This window comes from Ruegeria sp. YKSF070 (assembly GCF_059612725.1).
This window is the reverse complement of sequence record NZ_JBXWRD010000016.1, coordinates 1-15,531: the sequence shown is the minus strand read 5'-3', so window position 1 is coordinate 15,531 and position 15,531 is coordinate 1. Positions and strand designations below refer to the sequence as shown.

The window sequence follows — 15,531 nt, the reverse complement described above, 5'->3', positions numbered from 1 at the left end:
GGCGCGCGCGCCGTCATCACACATCCCCCCTGGCAAAGAACACCCGCTGCCGATCCCGGTCCAGGATCACCAGCGCGTTGTTGTCGGGGGCAAAGATCAGCAGCGCGGCGGGAGAGTGCAGCGCGCTCAGATAGGCCGATTTGGTGGCCTCGTCCATGCAGGCGCGCGCGCTGAGGCCCGAGGCCAGGATGCCCAGGCCCTTGGGCAGATCCGCCGACATCACCGCCTGCGAAACCTGATCGGGCGTCTCGCCCTTAAGGTCAAAAGCAACGATGGCCTCGCGCGACAGCGCCGCCAGCCCGTCGCGCAGCGTCGTAACGGTGTGCACCTTTCCTTGTAGAAAATCAGCCTGCGTGGCGAACACCCCGGCGGTGCATTCCAGCTTGGACTCGAAATAGAGCGTATCGCCCAGCGGCATCCAGCCGCCGAGTTGGGCACGCACCTCGGCCTCGCGGTCCAGCGCACAGGCCGCCAGCCCGATCAGGGCCAGCGCGGCGAACGACCGCGATGCGCGAGGATATGTGCGTGCCCCGAACATGGGGTTATTCGAACTCCATGATCACGTCATCAACGGCCAGGCTGTCGCCCGCACTGGCATTGATCTTGGCGACCACACCCTTTTTCTCGGCGCGCAGGATGTTCTCCATCTTCATCGCCTCGACGGTGCACAGCGCCTGACCCTCCTGCACCTCTTGCCCCACTTCGACATCGACCTTCACGATCAGGCCCGGCATCGGACAAAGCAGCATTTTCGAGGTGTCGGGCGGCAGTTTCTCGGGCATCAGCCGCGCCAGTTCTGCCTGACGCGGGGTGCGCACATGCACCTTGAGGTCGGCGCCCCGGGTGCGGATGCGGAACCCGCCCGAGATCTTGCCCACCTTCAGCACCAGCGGCGCGCCGTCCACCATCAGGTTGGCCAGTTGGTCGCCCGGGGTCCAGTCGCTGGTCACCCGCATCGAACTGCCATCGTCAAAGCTGACGGTCGATCCGTCGTGATCGGCGGCGATGGTGACCGGGAAGTCGGCACCTTGCAGCGTGACCACCCAATCCGTACCCACCCGGCGCTCGTGATTGTCCATCCGGCCCGAGACACGGGTGCGCCGGATCTCGGCCACACGGTGCATCGCGGCCGCGGCAGCGGCCACCCGGCGCAGATCGGTTTCAGGCAGGGTCACCCCTTCGAACCCTTCGGGATATTCCTCGGCGATAAAGGCCGTGGTCATGTCGCCCGAGATGAATTTCGGATGGTCCATCACCGCGCTGAGGAAGGGCAGGTTGTGACCGATGCCTTCGACCTCGAAACTGTCGAGCGCGATGCGCATCGCCTCGATCGCGGCGGCACGGGTCGGTGCCCAGGTGCAGAGCTTGGCGATCATCGGGTCGTAATACATGCTGATCTCGCCGCCCTCATAGACGCCGGTATCGTTGCGCACAGCCGCCTCACCCGAGGGCGCATCCCCCTGCCATTTGCCATTGACCAGCATCGGGCCGGCAGCGGTTTCCGCCGGCGGGCGATAGCGGGTCAGACGGCCGATCGAGGGCAGGAAACCGCGATAGGGATCCTCGGCATAAAGCCGGTTCTCGATGGCCCAGCCGGTCAGTTTCACATCACCCTGGGTGATGCTCAGCGGCTCGCCCGCGGCAACCCGGATCATCTGTTCCACCAGATCGACGCCGGTGATCAGCTCGGTCACCGGGTGTTCCACCTGCAGGCGGGTGTTCATTTCGAGGAAGTAGAAGTTCTTGTCGCCGTCGACGATGAATTCCACGGTGCCCGCGCTGGCATAGCCCACGGCCTTGGCCAATGCCACGGCCTGTTCGCCCATGGCGCGGCGGGTGGCCTCGTCGAGGAAGGGGCTGGGTGCCTCTTCGACGACCTTCTGGTTGCGGCGCTGGATCGAGCATTCGCGCTCGCCCAGATAGATGCCGTTGCCATGGCTGTCGCACAGCACCTGAATCTCGATATGGCGCGGCTGGGTGACGAATTTCTCGATGAAGATGCGGTCATCCCCAAAGGAGTTCGCCGCCTCGTTCTTGGAGCTTTGGAAGCCCTCGCGCGCCTCCTGATCGTTCCACGCGATCCGCATGCCCTTGCCGCCGCCCCCGGCAGAGGCCTTGATCATGACCGGATAACCGATCTCGTTCGAGATCTTGACCGCCTCGTCGGCATCCTCGATCAGGCCCATGTAACCGGGCACGGTCGAGACATTTGCCTCCTGCGCGATCTTCTTCGACGTGATCTTGTCGCCCATTGCCTCGATGGCGCCCTTGGGGGGGCCGACAAAGATGACACCGGCGGCCTCCAAAGCCTCGGCGAATTTCGAGTTCTCGCTGAGGAAGCCATAGCCCGGATGCACCGCCTGGGCGCCGGTTTCCTTGATGGCGGCCATCACCTTGTCGATGACGATATAGGACTGGTTGGCGGGCGGCGGACCGATATGCACCGCCTCGTCGGCCATCTGCACATGCAGCGCCTGCTTGTCGGCATCCGAATAGATGGCAACGGTAGAAATGCCCATCTTGCGCGCCGTCTTGATGACCCGGCAGGCAATCTCGCCCCGGTTGGCGATCAGGATCTTGTTGAACATGCGATGTCCTCTGTCTTGGAAGGGTCGGAACGCAAAACGCCGCCCCCGGCCGGATGGCCAGGAACGGCGTATCGCGCGATGTCAGCCGGGCGGTTCGGCGCCCGGAGAGAATTCAGTGTGTCAGTTACAGGTGCCTTGCACCTTGCAATAAAGGATGTTGCCAGCGGCGCCGGCCGCTGCGCCGACAACAGGGTTTCCGTCCAGCGCGAGCGAGCCCAGAAGCCCGGCACTGCCGCCGTAAAGCGCCTGTTCGGTCGGGTTGTCACCACAGGCGGCCAGACCGGCGACGAGCGCCAGACCGGCAAAGAGTTTCGATTTCTGCATCCTGCCCTTCCTTCGGATTGATCCGTCTTATGGGCAGATAGATGGGCCCGCGAGCAGGTGGAAATCAAGCGGCGTGCACGCGCCGTGACAGCCTCAGCGGCAGGCCGCGCAATTTGGGGGAAATCCGCCGATCCACCTGTGCCGAGCGCGGGCAAAAAGACGGGCGGTTCGAGGTCAGCGACATCAAACCGCCCGCTTAGGGAAGGGGTACGGAATAGTAGGTGCGCGCACGACGCAGGCAGATTTGTGCCGCACGCCTGAACGAGGCTGCCGTATCCGTGGCAAGCCGCCAAGCCCCGGTTCGCGGGACGCCGGATTTGAGCCGGATTCTGCCGGGCGCCGAGCAACCTTGGCGGGAAAGTGCCGACAGGGTGCTTCTCCGCTGCGGGCACGTCCTCTGTCACATAACCGTTACGCAAGGCCAGGCGATCCCAACCCACCCCACAGGCGCGGCGACTGCTTTCACGCGAACTGCACGCGTTCGTGCGCGCCAGACCCTGTACCGGCGAGATACCGTGTGCGACAGACAAAAACTCAACTCCCGAACGATCACCATCGCGGCAATTTCCGCTCACGGCCAATCGCCCGCTTGTCATTTGATCGCACCGGGGCCGCGTGGAACCCAAAGCCTCGCCACATATACGAGGAGATGGGTAGAAATGGTGAGGAGACTTGACGCAATATCGGCGCTGGCGCTGATGACGGCCCTGGGAGGCGCCGGAGCGGCGATGGCCGGCGATGCCGGCAGCCAGGCCGAACTGGACGCGCTGCGCGCCCGTGTCGAAGCGCTGGAGGCCGGCCGTGCCGCCGGTGCACGCGGCGACCTGCATGTCGGTCGCACCGCGATCGACATTTACGGCTACGCCAAGGCCGATTTCTTTTACGATTTCGACTTTGTGCAGGGCGACACCGCCTTTGTGAACAATATCGGCGAACCCGCGAATGCCACCGACGGGACCTTTGGCGCCACCGTGCGCCAGTCGCGCCTGGGCATCCGCACCAGCACCGAGACCGATATCGGCACTCTGGGCGGGCAGCTGGAGTTCGACCTGTTCGCCTCGGGCGGCCGGTCGGAACTGCGCCTGCGCCATGCAAATATCCGCATCGGCGATCACTGGCTGATCGGTCAGACCTGGACCAACTTCATGCCCATCGGCCATTACCCGACCAGCGTCGAGTTCAACGGCCCGGTCGGCGTGACCTTTGCCCGGGTGCCGCAGGTGCGCTACAGCCATGCCTTCGGCAAGGCGCTGTTCAGCGCCTCGATCGAGGAAAACAGCGCCCGCTCGGACGATCCGGTCGTCACCGCCGCGCTGGAATACAATGACGATCTGTTCTCGGCCCGGATCGCGGGTCTGGTCGGCACCGTCATTTCCGGCGGTACCGAGGTCGACCAGACCGGCGTCACCGTGTCCGGCGCGCTGCGCCCCTGGCATGGCGGCCTGTTCCAGGCGACCTTCGTCACCGGCGAGGCGCTGGGCCCGCTGCTGATCGGTGGCGGAGCCTCGGCGGTTGGCGGCGTGGCCAACGATGTCGATGGCTTTACCGTCGAATTCCGGCAGGATGTCGGCGAGAAGTGGAACTTCGGCATCGCCTATGGCAGCGAGGAATACGACCTGCCCACCTCGACCGGTACGCTCGATTTCACCGAGCTTGAAACCATCCATGTCAACGCGTTCTACAAAGCCACCGACAACCTGACGCTGAGCGGTGAATACATCTTTGGCGAACGCACCACCTCGACCGGCGCCAGCTTCGAAGGCGACCGGGTTCAGCTTGCGGTACAGCTGAACTTCTGAGAGCCGCGGCACGCCCTGTCCTCCCTCGGTCAGGGCGTGTCCGGTATTCCCCGAACGGGCCATATGCGCCGCCAGTTGGATCATTCCCAATCGTCCCCGTCGAACGCATCGGGGAAAGCGGCCCGCGCCACCGCCACATCAATGACCAGAAGCGCCTCGTAGCTGGCCGGATCGAACGGATCCTCTGCTGCCACCACCTCGCGACCGAACAGCCAGCTCAGGCGCCCGGCATCCAGGTTGCCGCGCTCGAAGGGTTGGTCGCCGAACTGCTCCCACAGGGCCTGCATGAACAGGGCATCGGCACGGCGATCGACCGCCTTGCGGTCGCGATAGCGCTCGCGCCGGACCAGTGGCGTGACGCCCTTGGGATTGGCGCGGCGAATGGTGAACTGGAAATCAGAGCCGGGCATGCGGCTGGGGAAACCGCGATGTTTCAGCATGACACGCCCTCCCGGCCAGAGAGCGTGGCGAAACGCGGGATCGGCCGCAGGGCTGATCCCGCGGTGTTCTTACTTGTACTTGCCGGTGAAGGTCGGCTCAGTCGAGATGGGCTCGATGATGACGAATTCTTCTTTCGGCGAGTTGTCACAAGCAGCAACGGCACCGACGAAGGCGACCATTGCCACGAATTTGATGCATTTCGACATCTGTTTCTCCTACTGACACAATAGAAACGAACAGAAGCTGCTGCTTCTGCCTGCCTCACCCTTTCGGGATTGGACGCACGTTGGCGACCGTGCCGGAGCATAGTGGAAATCGGGCCGGAAATACATCCGGGATGGGGCAAGTTCATGGCCTGTGACTCCAAAGTCGCAAAACTCCGCTGATGTGAAGTTTGACCCGCAACATGTTGTGGCATCGTCAAAACTCCTCCCAGATACAGCGAGAGTCGCGGAGGCGGTAGGCCTCAAAAAATTGTGTAGCTCCGGGTTGCGAGGTGCCGAACGCGACCGGGCGGTCCGACATCGAGATGATCACGCGCGCCGGTGTGATCTGGCGGCTTTCCACATATGGGACCGCCAGGATGGTGCACAGATGCTCCATGTCGATGGCCACCACGTCATAGGGAATTTGCCCTGCCTGGTCGCCGATCTTGGGCGCGATGAAGCGGAAGCGGATCCACAACTCGCCCGGATTATTGTCGAGCAGCACATCGGCCAGTTCCACCGGCTGGCCCGAGGGCACCGGCAACAGCGCCTGCGCCCGAACAGGTGCGGCAAAGGCCGTGGCAAGCGCCAGGACATAGAGGCAACCCCGGCCCCGCAAGCGGGCTCCTCTCGCCGGGGTTGCTTGCGCATCGCACGTGGCATGCGCTGTTCCATGTCGGGCGCACAAGGTCATGGGGCGGTCTCGTCCCGTGTCTCGAACGTGGCGGGAGAGATGATCTCGATCAGCTCCATATCGTCGGAATGACGGCATTCGCGATGCTTGATACCGGGCGGCTGCAACACGCAGGACCCGGCGCGCAAAACATGCTCGCCCTGCCCCTCGTATTCGAAGACGACCCAGCCCTTGGTGACATAGACCATCTGGAAATCAAGGTCGTGGCTGTGCCAGGCGCCGGGGCTTTCCATGCCCGGCACCGCGCGGATCACATGGGCGCCAAACCGGCCCTTGGTGGCCTCGTCGATGCCCAGATCGCGATACTCGAAAAAGGCCCGCAATCCCTGCCCGACGAAAGGGGAATCGTCGGCATGGCTGATGGTGAAGGCCTGTTTTTTCCAAAGCTGTGTCATCGGCTTACCAGGTGATGCTGATCATAGATCGCCGGATCCTGCGGCGCGCCGTCAAGATCGGTTGCGTGCTGGGCGTAGACCGCGAACCCGGCCTGTACCACCGTCCCTTTCTGGGCGCATTCGGTGAAGATGTACTTGGCGTTTTCCGGCGTCCTGTCGAACCAATCCGGGTCGTCCAGGGTGCCCGCCATGACCCCCGTTAAACCGGGGAACCGCTCCAGTTCCACAAACACGGTGGTGGAACAGGTCGGGCAGGACTTCAGGTAGATCTCCTTGCCGCTGCCTTCGGAAACGTGGGTGTACGTTCGCGGCGCGCCCGACACCAGCCGGAACGCGGTGCCGGAAAACCCGGCAAGCGCATTCATCGGTGTCCCGGTCATCTTCTGGCAGAAGCGACAGGTGCACCATGTCAGACGCAGGGGCGGTTCGCTGACTTCGTAGCGAAGCGCGCCGCACAGGCATCCACCGGCGTGGGTCTGGCCCATCATTGACCTCCTAGAGCGGTATGTTGTCGTGCTTCTTCCACGGGTTCTTGAGCGACTTGCCCCGCAGCGAGGCAAAGGCGCGGCTGACGCGCTTGCGGGTGCTGCGCGGCGTGATCACCTCGTCGATGAAGCCCTTTTCGGCGGCCACGAAGGGGTTGGCGAAGCGGTTTTCATAGTCCTTGGTATGCGCGGCGATCTTTTCGGCATCGCCCAGATCGGCGCGGTGGATGATCTCGGTCGCGCCCTTGGCGCCCATCACCGCGATCTCGGCGGTGGGCCAGGCATAGTTGAAATCGCCGCGCAGATGCTTGGAGGCCATCACGTCATAGGCGCCGCCATAGGCCTTGCGGGTAATCACGGTGACCTTTGGCACGGTGGCCTCGCCATAGGCGAACAGCAGCTTGGCGCCATGCTTGATGACACCGCCGTATTCCTGGCTTGTACCAGGCAGGAAGCCCGGCACGTCGACCAATGTCAGGATCGGGATTTCGAAACAGTCGCAGAAGCGCACGAAGCGCGCCGCCTTGCGGCTGCTGTCGATGTCCAGACAGCCCGCCAGGATCATCGGCTGGTTTGCCACGACACCCACGGTCTGTCCTTCGAGCCGGATGAAACCGGTGATGATGTTCTTGGCGAAATCCTCCTGGATTTCATAGAAATCACCCTCATCCGCGATCTTGTTGATCAGCTCTTTCATGTCATAGGGCGTGTTGGCGTTTTCCGGCACCAGCGTGTCGAGGCTGGCCTCGATCCGGCCCGGCTCGTCGAAGAAGGGGCGCACGGGCGGCTTTTCACGGTTGTTGAGCGGCAGGAAATCGACCAGGCGGCGGACCTCGGCCAGCGCCTCGACATCGTTTTCAAAGGCGCCGTCGGCGACCGAGGACTTGCGGGTATGGGTCGAGGCCCCGCCCAGTTCCTCGGCTGTCACCACCTCGTTGGTGACGGTTTTCACCACGTCGGGACCGGTCACGAACATATAGGATGTGTCCTTGACCATGAAGATGAAGTCGGTCATCGCGGGCGAATAGACCGCACCACCGGCGCAGGGCCCCATGATCACGCTGATCTGGGGTACCACTCCGCTCGCCATGATATTGCGCTGGAACACCTCGGCATAGCCCGCAAGGCTGGCGACGCCTTCCTGAATACGCGCGCCGCCCGAATCGTTGATGCCGATCACCGGGGCACCGTTCTGTACCGCCATATCCATGATCTTGCAGATTTTCTGGGCATGGGTTTCCGACAGCGAGCCGCCAAAGACGGTGAAATCCTGGCTGAACACATAGACCATACGGCCATTGATCGTGCCCCAGCCGGTGACCACGCCATCACCCGCAGGCTTTTGTTTTTCCATCCCGAAATCGGTGCAGCGGTGGCTGACGAACATGTCGAATTCTTCGAAGCTGTCTTCGTCCAGCAGCAGTTCGATCCGCTCGCGCGCCGTCAGCTTGCCCCGGGCGTGCTGGGCGTCGATCCGCTTTTGCCCGCCCCCCAGCCGCGCGGCCTCGCGGCGGGTTTCCAGCTCGGAAAGGATGTCTTTCATGGCGATTGTCCCCTTTGAAATTTGAACGGACCATAAAGACAATGCAGCACGCGCCAAAGGGGAAATCGGCAAATTTGCAAATCATTGGCAACGACGCGAAAGCAAAACGCAAAGTTGCTAATTAACACCTTAACCCACGGCCAAAGATGGACTTGCCCGCCGCGCGCGCCTAGATCGAGACCATGCAGACCCCGCCCGCCTCCTTGCAGCGCAGCCCGCCTGCGCTTGCCACTCTGATCCTGTTGTCGGGCCTTTCCGCCCTGGGCATGAACATCTTCCTGCCCAGCCTGCCCAACATGACCGAATATTTCCAGACCGATTACCGGCTGATGCAGCTTTCGGTCGCGCTGTATCTGGCGGTGAACGCGGCGATGCAGGTGGTGATCGGGCCGCTGGCGGACAAGGCCGGGCGCCGCCCGGTCATCCTGTGGGGGCTGGTCCTGTTCCTGTTCGTCACGTTGGGGTGCATCTATGCGCCCACGGTCGAGGCTTTTCTCTTCTTCCGCATGTGCCAGGCGGTGATCGCCGTGGCCATCGTGCTTAGCCGCGCCGCGGTGCGCGACATGTACCAGCAGGACAAGGCCGCCTCGATGCTGGGCTGGGTCACCATGGGCATGGCGGTGGTGCCGATGATCGGCCCCGCGCTAGGCGGCGTGCTGGACCAGTATTTCGGCTGGCAGGCCAATTTCTGGATCCTGTTCGTGCTGGGGGCGGCGGCGCTCATTCTCACCTATGTCGATTTCGGAGAAACCGCGCTGAAAAGCGGCAAGACCCTGATCCAGCAGTTTCGCGAATATCCCGCCCTGCTGACCTCGCCCCGGTTCTGGGGCTATTCGCTGGCCAGCGGCCTGTCTTCGGGGGCGTTTTTTGCCTATCTGGGCGGCGCACCCTTTGTCAGCACCGAGGTTTTCGGGATGGAACCCGCGCGGATGGGCCTGTTCTTTGGCGCCCCGGCGCTGGGTTATTTTGCCGGCAACTTCGTCAGCGGCGCCTTTTCGGTCCGGTTCGGTGTCGACAGGATGGTGCTGTGGGGCTGCCTGATGAACGCGCTTGGCATAACCCTGTCGCTGGCAACCATGCTCTCCGGATATGGATCGGAATACAGCTTCTTTGGACTGATGACGCTGGTCGGGCTGGGCAACGGCATGTCGATCCCCAACGCCACCGCCGGCGCGCTGTCGGTGCGACCGCATCTGGCAGGCAGCGCCTCGGGGCTGAACGGCGCCATCATGCTGGGCGGCGGCGCCGCGCTGAGCGCCTGGGCCGGCGCCCTGCTAACGCCCGAATCCGGTGCGCTGCCGCTGCTCTGGCTGATGCTGGGCACCGCCCTGCTAGGGGTTGTCGCCATCCTCGCCGTGATCTGGAGAGCACGTCGGCTGGGCCTGTGACATTCGCGCGGACAGAACGCCTTCGATCCAATCCGTGATCAGGCGTACGCGCTTTAGTTCACGCAGTTCGCGACGCAACATCAACCAGAGTTCGCGCCTGGGCGGCGCTCCATGCTTAAACGGCAACTCGACCAGGCGCGGCTCGGCACCGCCGATGATCCGGGGCATTAGCGTTTTCCCGTGGCCGGAGCAGACAAGCCGGAACAGGGTCTCGGCATCGTTGACCGAGACCTGGGCCGCGCCTTCGATCTCTGCGGCCCGTGAGAGGGCCGCCGCCTGGGGCAGGTATTGCATACGTGTTTCATAGCCGATCCAGGGCAGATCCCTTGCGGCATCGCGCAGGGCAAAGGCAGCATAGTCGATATCGCCCAGCTTGCGCGCCATCACGCCTTGCCCGCCCTCTGTCGGACGCGCGAGACGCAGGGCGATATCGGCCTCGCCGCGCAACAGGCTCAGATCGCGGGCCTCGGCAATCAGTTCCAGCCTCACCCCCGGAGCCGCCGCGCGCAGATCGCCCAGCGCAGGTACAAGGATATGGTTGATCATCATCGGCACCGCTGTCAGGCGCACCGTTCCAGACATACCATCGCCACTGGCCCCGGCCAGGGCGCCGACCCCCTGCATTTCGTCCCGCATGACCTCGGCATGGCGGTACAGTCGGCGCCCGAAATCGGTAAGACCCAAGCCCTGCCCGCCCATCTCGACCACCTGGCGCCCCAGCGCCGCCTCGAGCGCACGCAGGCGCCGCGATACGGTGGTCTTGTCCACGCCAAGAGAGCGGGCCGCCGCTTTGAGGCTGCCCGCCTGCGCAACCGCCAGCAGATACCGCATGTCATCCCAGTTCATGACTGCAATCTTGCATCTCCTGACTGCAATTTTCCACTCTGAGCAGCGGATTTGCAGCATGTCATCCTGTTCACATTAGCACCGAAAGGACAGATCATGCTTTACCTTGTCACGTTTCAGGATAATCCGGGAAAGGAACATCTGCGCCAAAGACACATGGCCGAACACCTTGCGTTTCTTGCCGCTCACCGGGCCGCCATTCTCGGCGCCGGACCGCTGTTCGACGGGACCCAGGGACGCGGCGGCATGTGGTTGATCGAGGCCGCGACCCGCGCCGATGTCCAAAGTCTGGTCGAGAAAGACCCGTTCTGGCCCACGGGCCTGCGCCAGAGCGTCGACATTCTGGAATGGCGGCAAGTCTTTCGCGACGGCCAGCCGGTCTGAGCTTGCCGCGCGCGCTTTGCAAACGTAACGTTGCATCTAGGTAAATTTGCAAAGAGTCGGCATCCGATGGCCACCCAGAAACTCTATGCCGGCGCCAAGCTGCGCGAGATCCGCAACCGCCTGTCGCTGACGCAAAAGGATTTTGCCGCCAAGCTGGGCGTGTCGCTGCCCTATCTGAACCAGATGGAGAACAACAACCGCCCGGTCTCGACCTCGGTGGTGCTGGCACTGGCGCAGGAATTCGGGCTGGACGTGACCGAGCTCAGCACCGGCGACAGCGAGCGGCTGGTCAGTGACATGCGCGAGGCGCTGGCCGACCCGATTTTCGCCGACGCGATGCCGCCGCTCGCCGATCTGCGCCTGACCGCGTCGAACGCACCGGCACTCGCGCGCGCCTTTATCGAGCTGCACCGCACATACCGGCAGACCCATGAGCGGCTCGCCTCGCTGGACGAGGCGCTGGGGCGCGAGGATGCCCGCATCCAGGCCAGCCCCTGGGAGGAAGTGCGCGACTTCTTCCATTATTGCGACAACTATATCGACGCGGTCGATCACGCGGCAGAGCGGTTCGCGGCCCGGACCCAGACCGACGGTGTGCGCGGCGCGGCGCTGGCCGCGCTGACCGATCGCGGTATCACGGTCGAGCTGGCCGATATCGAGGCGCTGCGCCAATACGATCCCGCAACGCGCCTGCTGCGGCTGTCCACCCGCAGCGCGCCGCAGACCCAAGTGTTTCAACTGCTGTTGCAGGTGGCGCTGCTGAGCCAGAACTCGCTGCTCGAGGCAACGCTCGATTTCGCCCGTTTCCACAGCGAAGAGGCGCGCGCCATTGCCAAGATCGGGTTGGCCAATTACTTCGCCGGTGCCGCGCTGATGCCTTATGGCATTTTTCTGGAGACTGCCCAGCAGACCCGCCATGATCTGGAGCGGCTCAGCACCCGCTTCGGCGCCTCGATCGAGCAGGTGGCGCACCGCCTCTCGACCCTGCAAAGACCAGGTGCCAAGGGTATCCCGTTCTTCTTTGTTCGGGTCGATCAGGCGGGCACGATCACCAAACGCCACTCGGCCACGCGGCTGCAATTCGCCCGCTTTGGCGGCGCCTGCCCGCTCTGGAACGTGCATCGCGCCTTTGAAACCCCCGGCCATTTCCTGCGACAACTGGCGGAAACGCCTGACGGCGTCCGCTATATCTCGCTGGCCCGCGACGTGTCCAAGACAGGGGGATCCTTTGGCGCACCGGTGCGGCGCTATGCGATCGGGCTCGGCTGCGAGGTACGCCATGCCGATCAGCTGGTCTATGCCGATAATCTCGATGTCAGCAACGCCAGCGCCTATGAGCCGATCGGCATTTCCTGCCGCATCTGCGAGCGCAAGACTTGCCACCAGCGCTCGGTCCCGCCGCTCGAGCGGCGCCTGACCATCGACAGCGACCATCGTGGCACCCTGCCCTACGAGGTCAACTGATCTTCATTTCGCTGAAAATACTCCGGGGGAGTCGCCGACAGGCGACGGGGGCAGAGCCCCCGTCCCTTTGGGTCAGGCCTTGGACAGGATGCCCCAGATCTCATCCTTCAGCGCCGCACGCTTCTTGCGCAGCTCGACCTCGGCCAGTTCCTCCATAGGTTCCACGTTGGTTTCGGCCCGGTGCACAGCCCGGTTGATCTCGTGATACTCGTCCGCCAGTTTGGAAAAATGCGCATCCGTCTGCTTGAGCTGGCTCATCAGATCGACCTTTTCGGGAAATTCCTCGGCCAGTTCATGCGGGGTATGGGACATCCGTTCGCTCCTTTTTCAATGTCAACCCAGAGGCTAGACGCCCGCCACAAGGCCGACATTGACAGGGATCAAATCGGGTGCGGCAGGAGAGATTTTTCGACGAAAAATCTCTGCCCCCGCCTCAGCGTTGCGACGCCTCCCAGCGGGGGTTGATCCAGGGGATGTCATTGGCGCGCGGCAGGGGGGCGCGGCCCAGGATGTGGTCCGAAATCTTCTCGCCCACCATGATCGAGGGCGCATTGAGGTTGCCATTTGTGATCTGCGGAAAGATCGAGCTGTCGGCCACGCGCAGCCCATCGACCCCGATTACCCGGCCCTGACCGTCGACCACGGCGTTCGGATCGTCGGCGCGACCCATGCGGCAGGTGCCGCAGGGGTGATAGGCGCTTTCGGCATGTTCGGCGATGAAGGCGTTGAGGTCCTCGTCGCTCTGCACCGCGGAACCGGGCTGGATCTCCTTGCCAGCATAGGGTTTGAACGCCTCTTGGCCAAAGATCTCGCGCGTCAGCCGGATACAGGTGCGGAAATCGGCCCAGTCCTTTTCGTGGCTCATGTAGTTGAAGCGGATCACCGGCGCGTCCTCGGGCTGGTTCGAGCGCAGCGTGACCGCCCCGCGCGAGGGCGAGCGCATCGGCCCCACATGGGCCTGGAAGCCATGGCCCTCGGCGGCGGCCTGCCCGTCATAGCGCACCGCGATAGGCAGGAAATGGTACTGGATATCCGGATAGGGCACGCCGGGCTGCGAACGGATGAAAGCGGCGCTTTCGAACTGGTTCGAGGCGCCCAGACCGGTCTTGGTGAACAGCCATTGTGCGCCGATGGCCGCCTTGCCCAACAGGTTCCAGTACTTGTAGAGCGTCACCGGCTGGATCGCGGCCTGCTGGATGTAAAGCTCCAGATGGTCCTGCAGATTGGCCCCCACGCCGGGGCGGTCGGCCACAACCGCGATGCCATGTTCGGCGAGGTGCGCCGCGGGGCCGATGCCCGACAGCATAAGCAGTTTCGGCGAGTTGATCGACGAGGCCGCGATGATCACCTCGCGCCGCGCGCGGATCACCTCGGCCTTACCGCCCCGGATGATCTCGACCCCGGTGGCGCGCCCCTCTTCCATCACCACACGGGCCGCCAGCCCGCGCAGGATATCGCAATTCTCGCGCTTGAGCGCCGGTTTCAGATAGGCATTGGCCGCGGACCAGCGACGCCCCTTCCAGACGGTCTGCTCCATCGGGCCAAAGCCCTCTTGCTTCTCGCCGTTATAGTCGCCAGTGACCTCGTACCCGGCTTGCTTACCCGCATCGACAAAGGCCTTGAACAGCGGGTTGGTGCGCGGGCCTCGGGTCACATGCAGCGGCCCGTCGGTGCCACGCCAGTTGGCATCGCCACCATGGCCGCCATCGTGCCAGGTCTCCATCCGCTTGTAATAGGGCAGCACGTCAGCATACGCCCAGCCATCGGCGCCCATCTCGGCCCAGGTGTCGAAATCCATCGCATGGCCGCGCACATAGACCATGCCGTTGATCGAGGAGGACCCGCCGATCACCTTGCCGCGCGGGCAAGCCAGGCGGCGGTTGTTCAGATGCGGCTCGGGCTCGGACAGATAACCCCAGTCGTAACGCGACATGTTCATCGGATAGCTGAGCGCGGCGGGCATCTGGATGAACGGCCCGGCATCGGTGCCGCCATGTTCGATCACCAGCACCGAGGCCCCCGCCCCGCTGAGCCTGTAGGCCATGGCGCAGCCCGCGCTGCCGGCCCCCACGATGACAAAATCCGCTTCCATCCGTCTGTCTTTCCTTGCTGCCGGCGCCGCCTTGCGCACGCCAAAGGGGGACCCCGGCCAACAAGGGCCGGGTCCGGTTGTGTCAGTGCACGCTCTCGACCTTGTGGAAATCGAGCGCGCGGTCCTCGGGGGATGTCCTGATCGCCATCACCGTGCTGCGGTGACGCAGCGCAATGAACAGGACGCAGGCCAGGTACAGGCCGATCACGATCGAGCCGACCCACTGGATCTGGAGCCACTGGCTCTGGAACAGCAGGGTCAGCGCGAACAGCACACCGACATTGCCCGCGATATAGACCGGACGGCCCAGCCGCTCGACCGTGATCGACAGGTTGTCGGTGTAAAGCCGGATCAGAGAGTCGAGCGAGTTGATGACAAAGGTGATACCCACCACGATCATCGCGACATTGGTCAGCCCGGCGGTGCTGATCCCGTTCTCGTGATAGAAATAGAGAACCGAGAACCAGATCGCCAAGGGGATCGAGGGAAAGACCAGGAGCGCGATCAGCAACTGCCAGGTCTTCAGCCCGCCGACAAAGCGCGAGGTGAACTGACCGATCATGATCGACCATGCGAACCACCAGAACAGGTAGAAGGCGTGGTAATCGGTCAGCGGCAGAACGAATTCCTGCAGGTTGCCGAAATAGGCGCCGAGCAGGCCAAGGTTCTGGCCGACCCCGCCCAGCCCCATGCCCGCCGCTGCCCACATGCCCAGGATCAGCGCCAGGAACAGAAAGGTCGAGCCGACCGAGAGCACGCGCACATATTTCAGATCGGTAGAGGAATAAGCCGCTGCCAGAATGGTCAGGAACACGATGACGTAGAAGGCGGGCACCACCGTCTCGCCATCGCCGATCTCGGGAATGTAGCCGGGCAGGTAGA

General features: G+C 63.6%; 17 protein-coding genes. 4 read left to right on the top strand and 13 right to left on the bottom strand.

All coding sequences use genetic code 11. The features are described from left to right. Positions 1-16: 16 nt before the first annotated feature. The 3 genes from AC2FL1_RS10670 to AC2FL1_RS10660 form a co-directional block, all read right to left on the bottom strand. Positions 17-538, bottom strand: coding sequence for a hypothetical protein (locus tag AC2FL1_RS10670; protein WP_496876898.1), 522 nt, complete (start codon positions 536-538; stop codon positions 17-19). Between the two features lie 4 nt (positions 539-542). After that, positions 543-2,588: an acetyl-CoA carboxylase biotin carboxylase subunit gene (locus AC2FL1_RS10665; protein ID WP_496876897.1), complete on the bottom strand. Its 2,046-nt coding sequence runs from the start codon at positions 2,586-2,588 to the stop codon at positions 543-545. A 120-nt stretch (positions 2,589-2,708) separates the two neighbouring features. After that, complete coding sequence (locus AC2FL1_RS10660) at positions 2,709-2,912, bottom strand: hypothetical protein (protein WP_234137590.1); 204 nt, start codon at positions 2,910-2,912, stop codon at positions 2,709-2,711. Positions 2,913-3,571: 659 nt separating this feature from the next. Between AC2FL1_RS10660 and AC2FL1_RS10655 the strand changes: the two genes are divergently transcribed. Continuing rightward, positions 3,572-4,711, top strand: coding sequence for a DcaP family trimeric outer membrane transporter (locus AC2FL1_RS10655; protein ID WP_496856268.1), 1,140 nt, complete (start codon positions 3,572-3,574; stop codon positions 4,709-4,711). 80 nt (positions 4,712-4,791) lie between these two features. Here the strand turns inward: AC2FL1_RS10655 and AC2FL1_RS10650 are convergent, their stop codons facing one another. The 6 genes from AC2FL1_RS10650 to AC2FL1_RS10625 all read right to left on the bottom strand — a co-directional run bounded on the left by AC2FL1_RS10650 (position 4,792) and on the right by AC2FL1_RS10625 (position 8,475). Then, on the bottom strand, positions 4,792-5,151 hold the full coding sequence (locus AC2FL1_RS10650; protein ID WP_496876896.1) for a hypothetical protein: 360 nt from the start codon (positions 5,149-5,151) through the stop codon (positions 4,792-4,794). A gap of 69 nt (positions 5,152-5,220) precedes the next feature. Continuing rightward, on the bottom strand, positions 5,221-5,358 hold the full coding sequence (locus AC2FL1_RS10645) for a hypothetical protein (RefSeq protein ID WP_203583153.1): 138 nt from the start codon (positions 5,356-5,358) through the stop codon (positions 5,221-5,223). 214 nt (positions 5,359-5,572) lie between these two features. Continuing rightward, positions 5,573-5,977 carry a DUF6497 family protein gene (locus AC2FL1_RS10640; protein WP_496824995.1) on the bottom strand — a complete coding sequence of 135 codons (405 nt, stop codon included), beginning with the start codon at positions 5,975-5,977 and terminating at the stop codon, positions 5,573-5,575. Positions 5,978-6,048: 71 nt separating this feature from the next. After that, a complete protein-coding gene (locus AC2FL1_RS10635) occupies positions 6,049-6,447 on the bottom strand; it encodes a cupin domain-containing protein (protein WP_496876895.1) in 399 nt (132 codons plus the stop codon). Next, positions 6,444-6,932: a GFA family protein gene (locus tag AC2FL1_RS10630; RefSeq protein ID WP_496876894.1), complete on the bottom strand. Its 489-nt coding sequence runs from the start codon at positions 6,930-6,932 to the stop codon at positions 6,444-6,446. The genes AC2FL1_RS10635 and AC2FL1_RS10630 overlap by 4 nt, the downstream gene beginning before the upstream one ends. A gap of 10 nt (positions 6,933-6,942) precedes the next feature. Beyond that, positions 6,943-8,475, bottom strand: coding sequence for an acyl-CoA carboxylase subunit beta (locus tag AC2FL1_RS10625; RefSeq protein WP_496876893.1), 1,533 nt, complete (start codon positions 8,473-8,475; stop codon positions 6,943-6,945). 182 nt (positions 8,476-8,657) lie between these two features. Between AC2FL1_RS10625 and AC2FL1_RS10620 the strand changes: the two genes are divergently transcribed. Then, positions 8,658-9,863: a multidrug effflux MFS transporter gene (locus AC2FL1_RS10620; RefSeq protein WP_496876892.1), complete on the top strand. Its 1,206-nt coding sequence runs from the start codon at positions 8,658-8,660 to the stop codon at positions 9,861-9,863. Here AC2FL1_RS10620 and AC2FL1_RS10615 read toward each other — a convergent pair. Then, on the bottom strand, positions 9,807-10,709 hold the full coding sequence (locus AC2FL1_RS10615; protein WP_496876891.1) for a LysR family transcriptional regulator: 903 nt from the start codon (positions 10,707-10,709) through the stop codon (positions 9,807-9,809). The genes AC2FL1_RS10620 and AC2FL1_RS10615 overlap by 57 nt on opposite strands. A 96-nt stretch (positions 10,710-10,805) precedes the next feature. On the opposite strand from AC2FL1_RS10615, the gene AC2FL1_RS10610 reads away from it, so the two are divergent. Both AC2FL1_RS10610 and AC2FL1_RS10605 read left to right on the top strand, forming a co-directional pair. Beyond that, entirely contained in the window at positions 10,806-11,093 is a 288-nt protein-coding gene (locus AC2FL1_RS10610) for a YciI family protein (RefSeq protein WP_496876890.1), read from the top strand. Positions 11,094-11,159: 66 nt separating this feature from the next. Then, on the top strand, positions 11,160-12,557 hold the full coding sequence (locus AC2FL1_RS10605) for a helix-turn-helix domain-containing protein (protein WP_496876889.1): 1,398 nt from the start codon (positions 11,160-11,162) through the stop codon (positions 12,555-12,557). 72 nt (positions 12,558-12,629) lie between these two features. Here the strand turns inward: AC2FL1_RS10605 and AC2FL1_RS10600 are convergent, their stop codons facing one another. The 3 genes from AC2FL1_RS10600 to AC2FL1_RS10590 all read right to left on the bottom strand — a co-directional run. Next, positions 12,630-12,869: an HP1242/YdcH family protein gene (locus AC2FL1_RS10600; RefSeq protein ID WP_234137578.1), complete on the bottom strand. Its 240-nt coding sequence runs from the start codon at positions 12,867-12,869 to the stop codon at positions 12,630-12,632. 121 nt (positions 12,870-12,990) lie between these two features. Beyond that, positions 12,991-14,649 carry a choline dehydrogenase gene (gene betA, locus AC2FL1_RS10595; protein WP_496876888.1) on the bottom strand — a complete coding sequence of 553 codons (1,659 nt, stop codon included), beginning with the start codon at positions 14,647-14,649 and terminating at the stop codon, positions 12,991-12,993. An 82-nt stretch (positions 14,650-14,731) separates the two neighbouring features. Then, the coding region (locus tag AC2FL1_RS10590) for a BCCT family transporter (RefSeq protein WP_496876887.1) at positions 14,732-15,531 on the bottom strand (800 nt) is incomplete at its 5' end.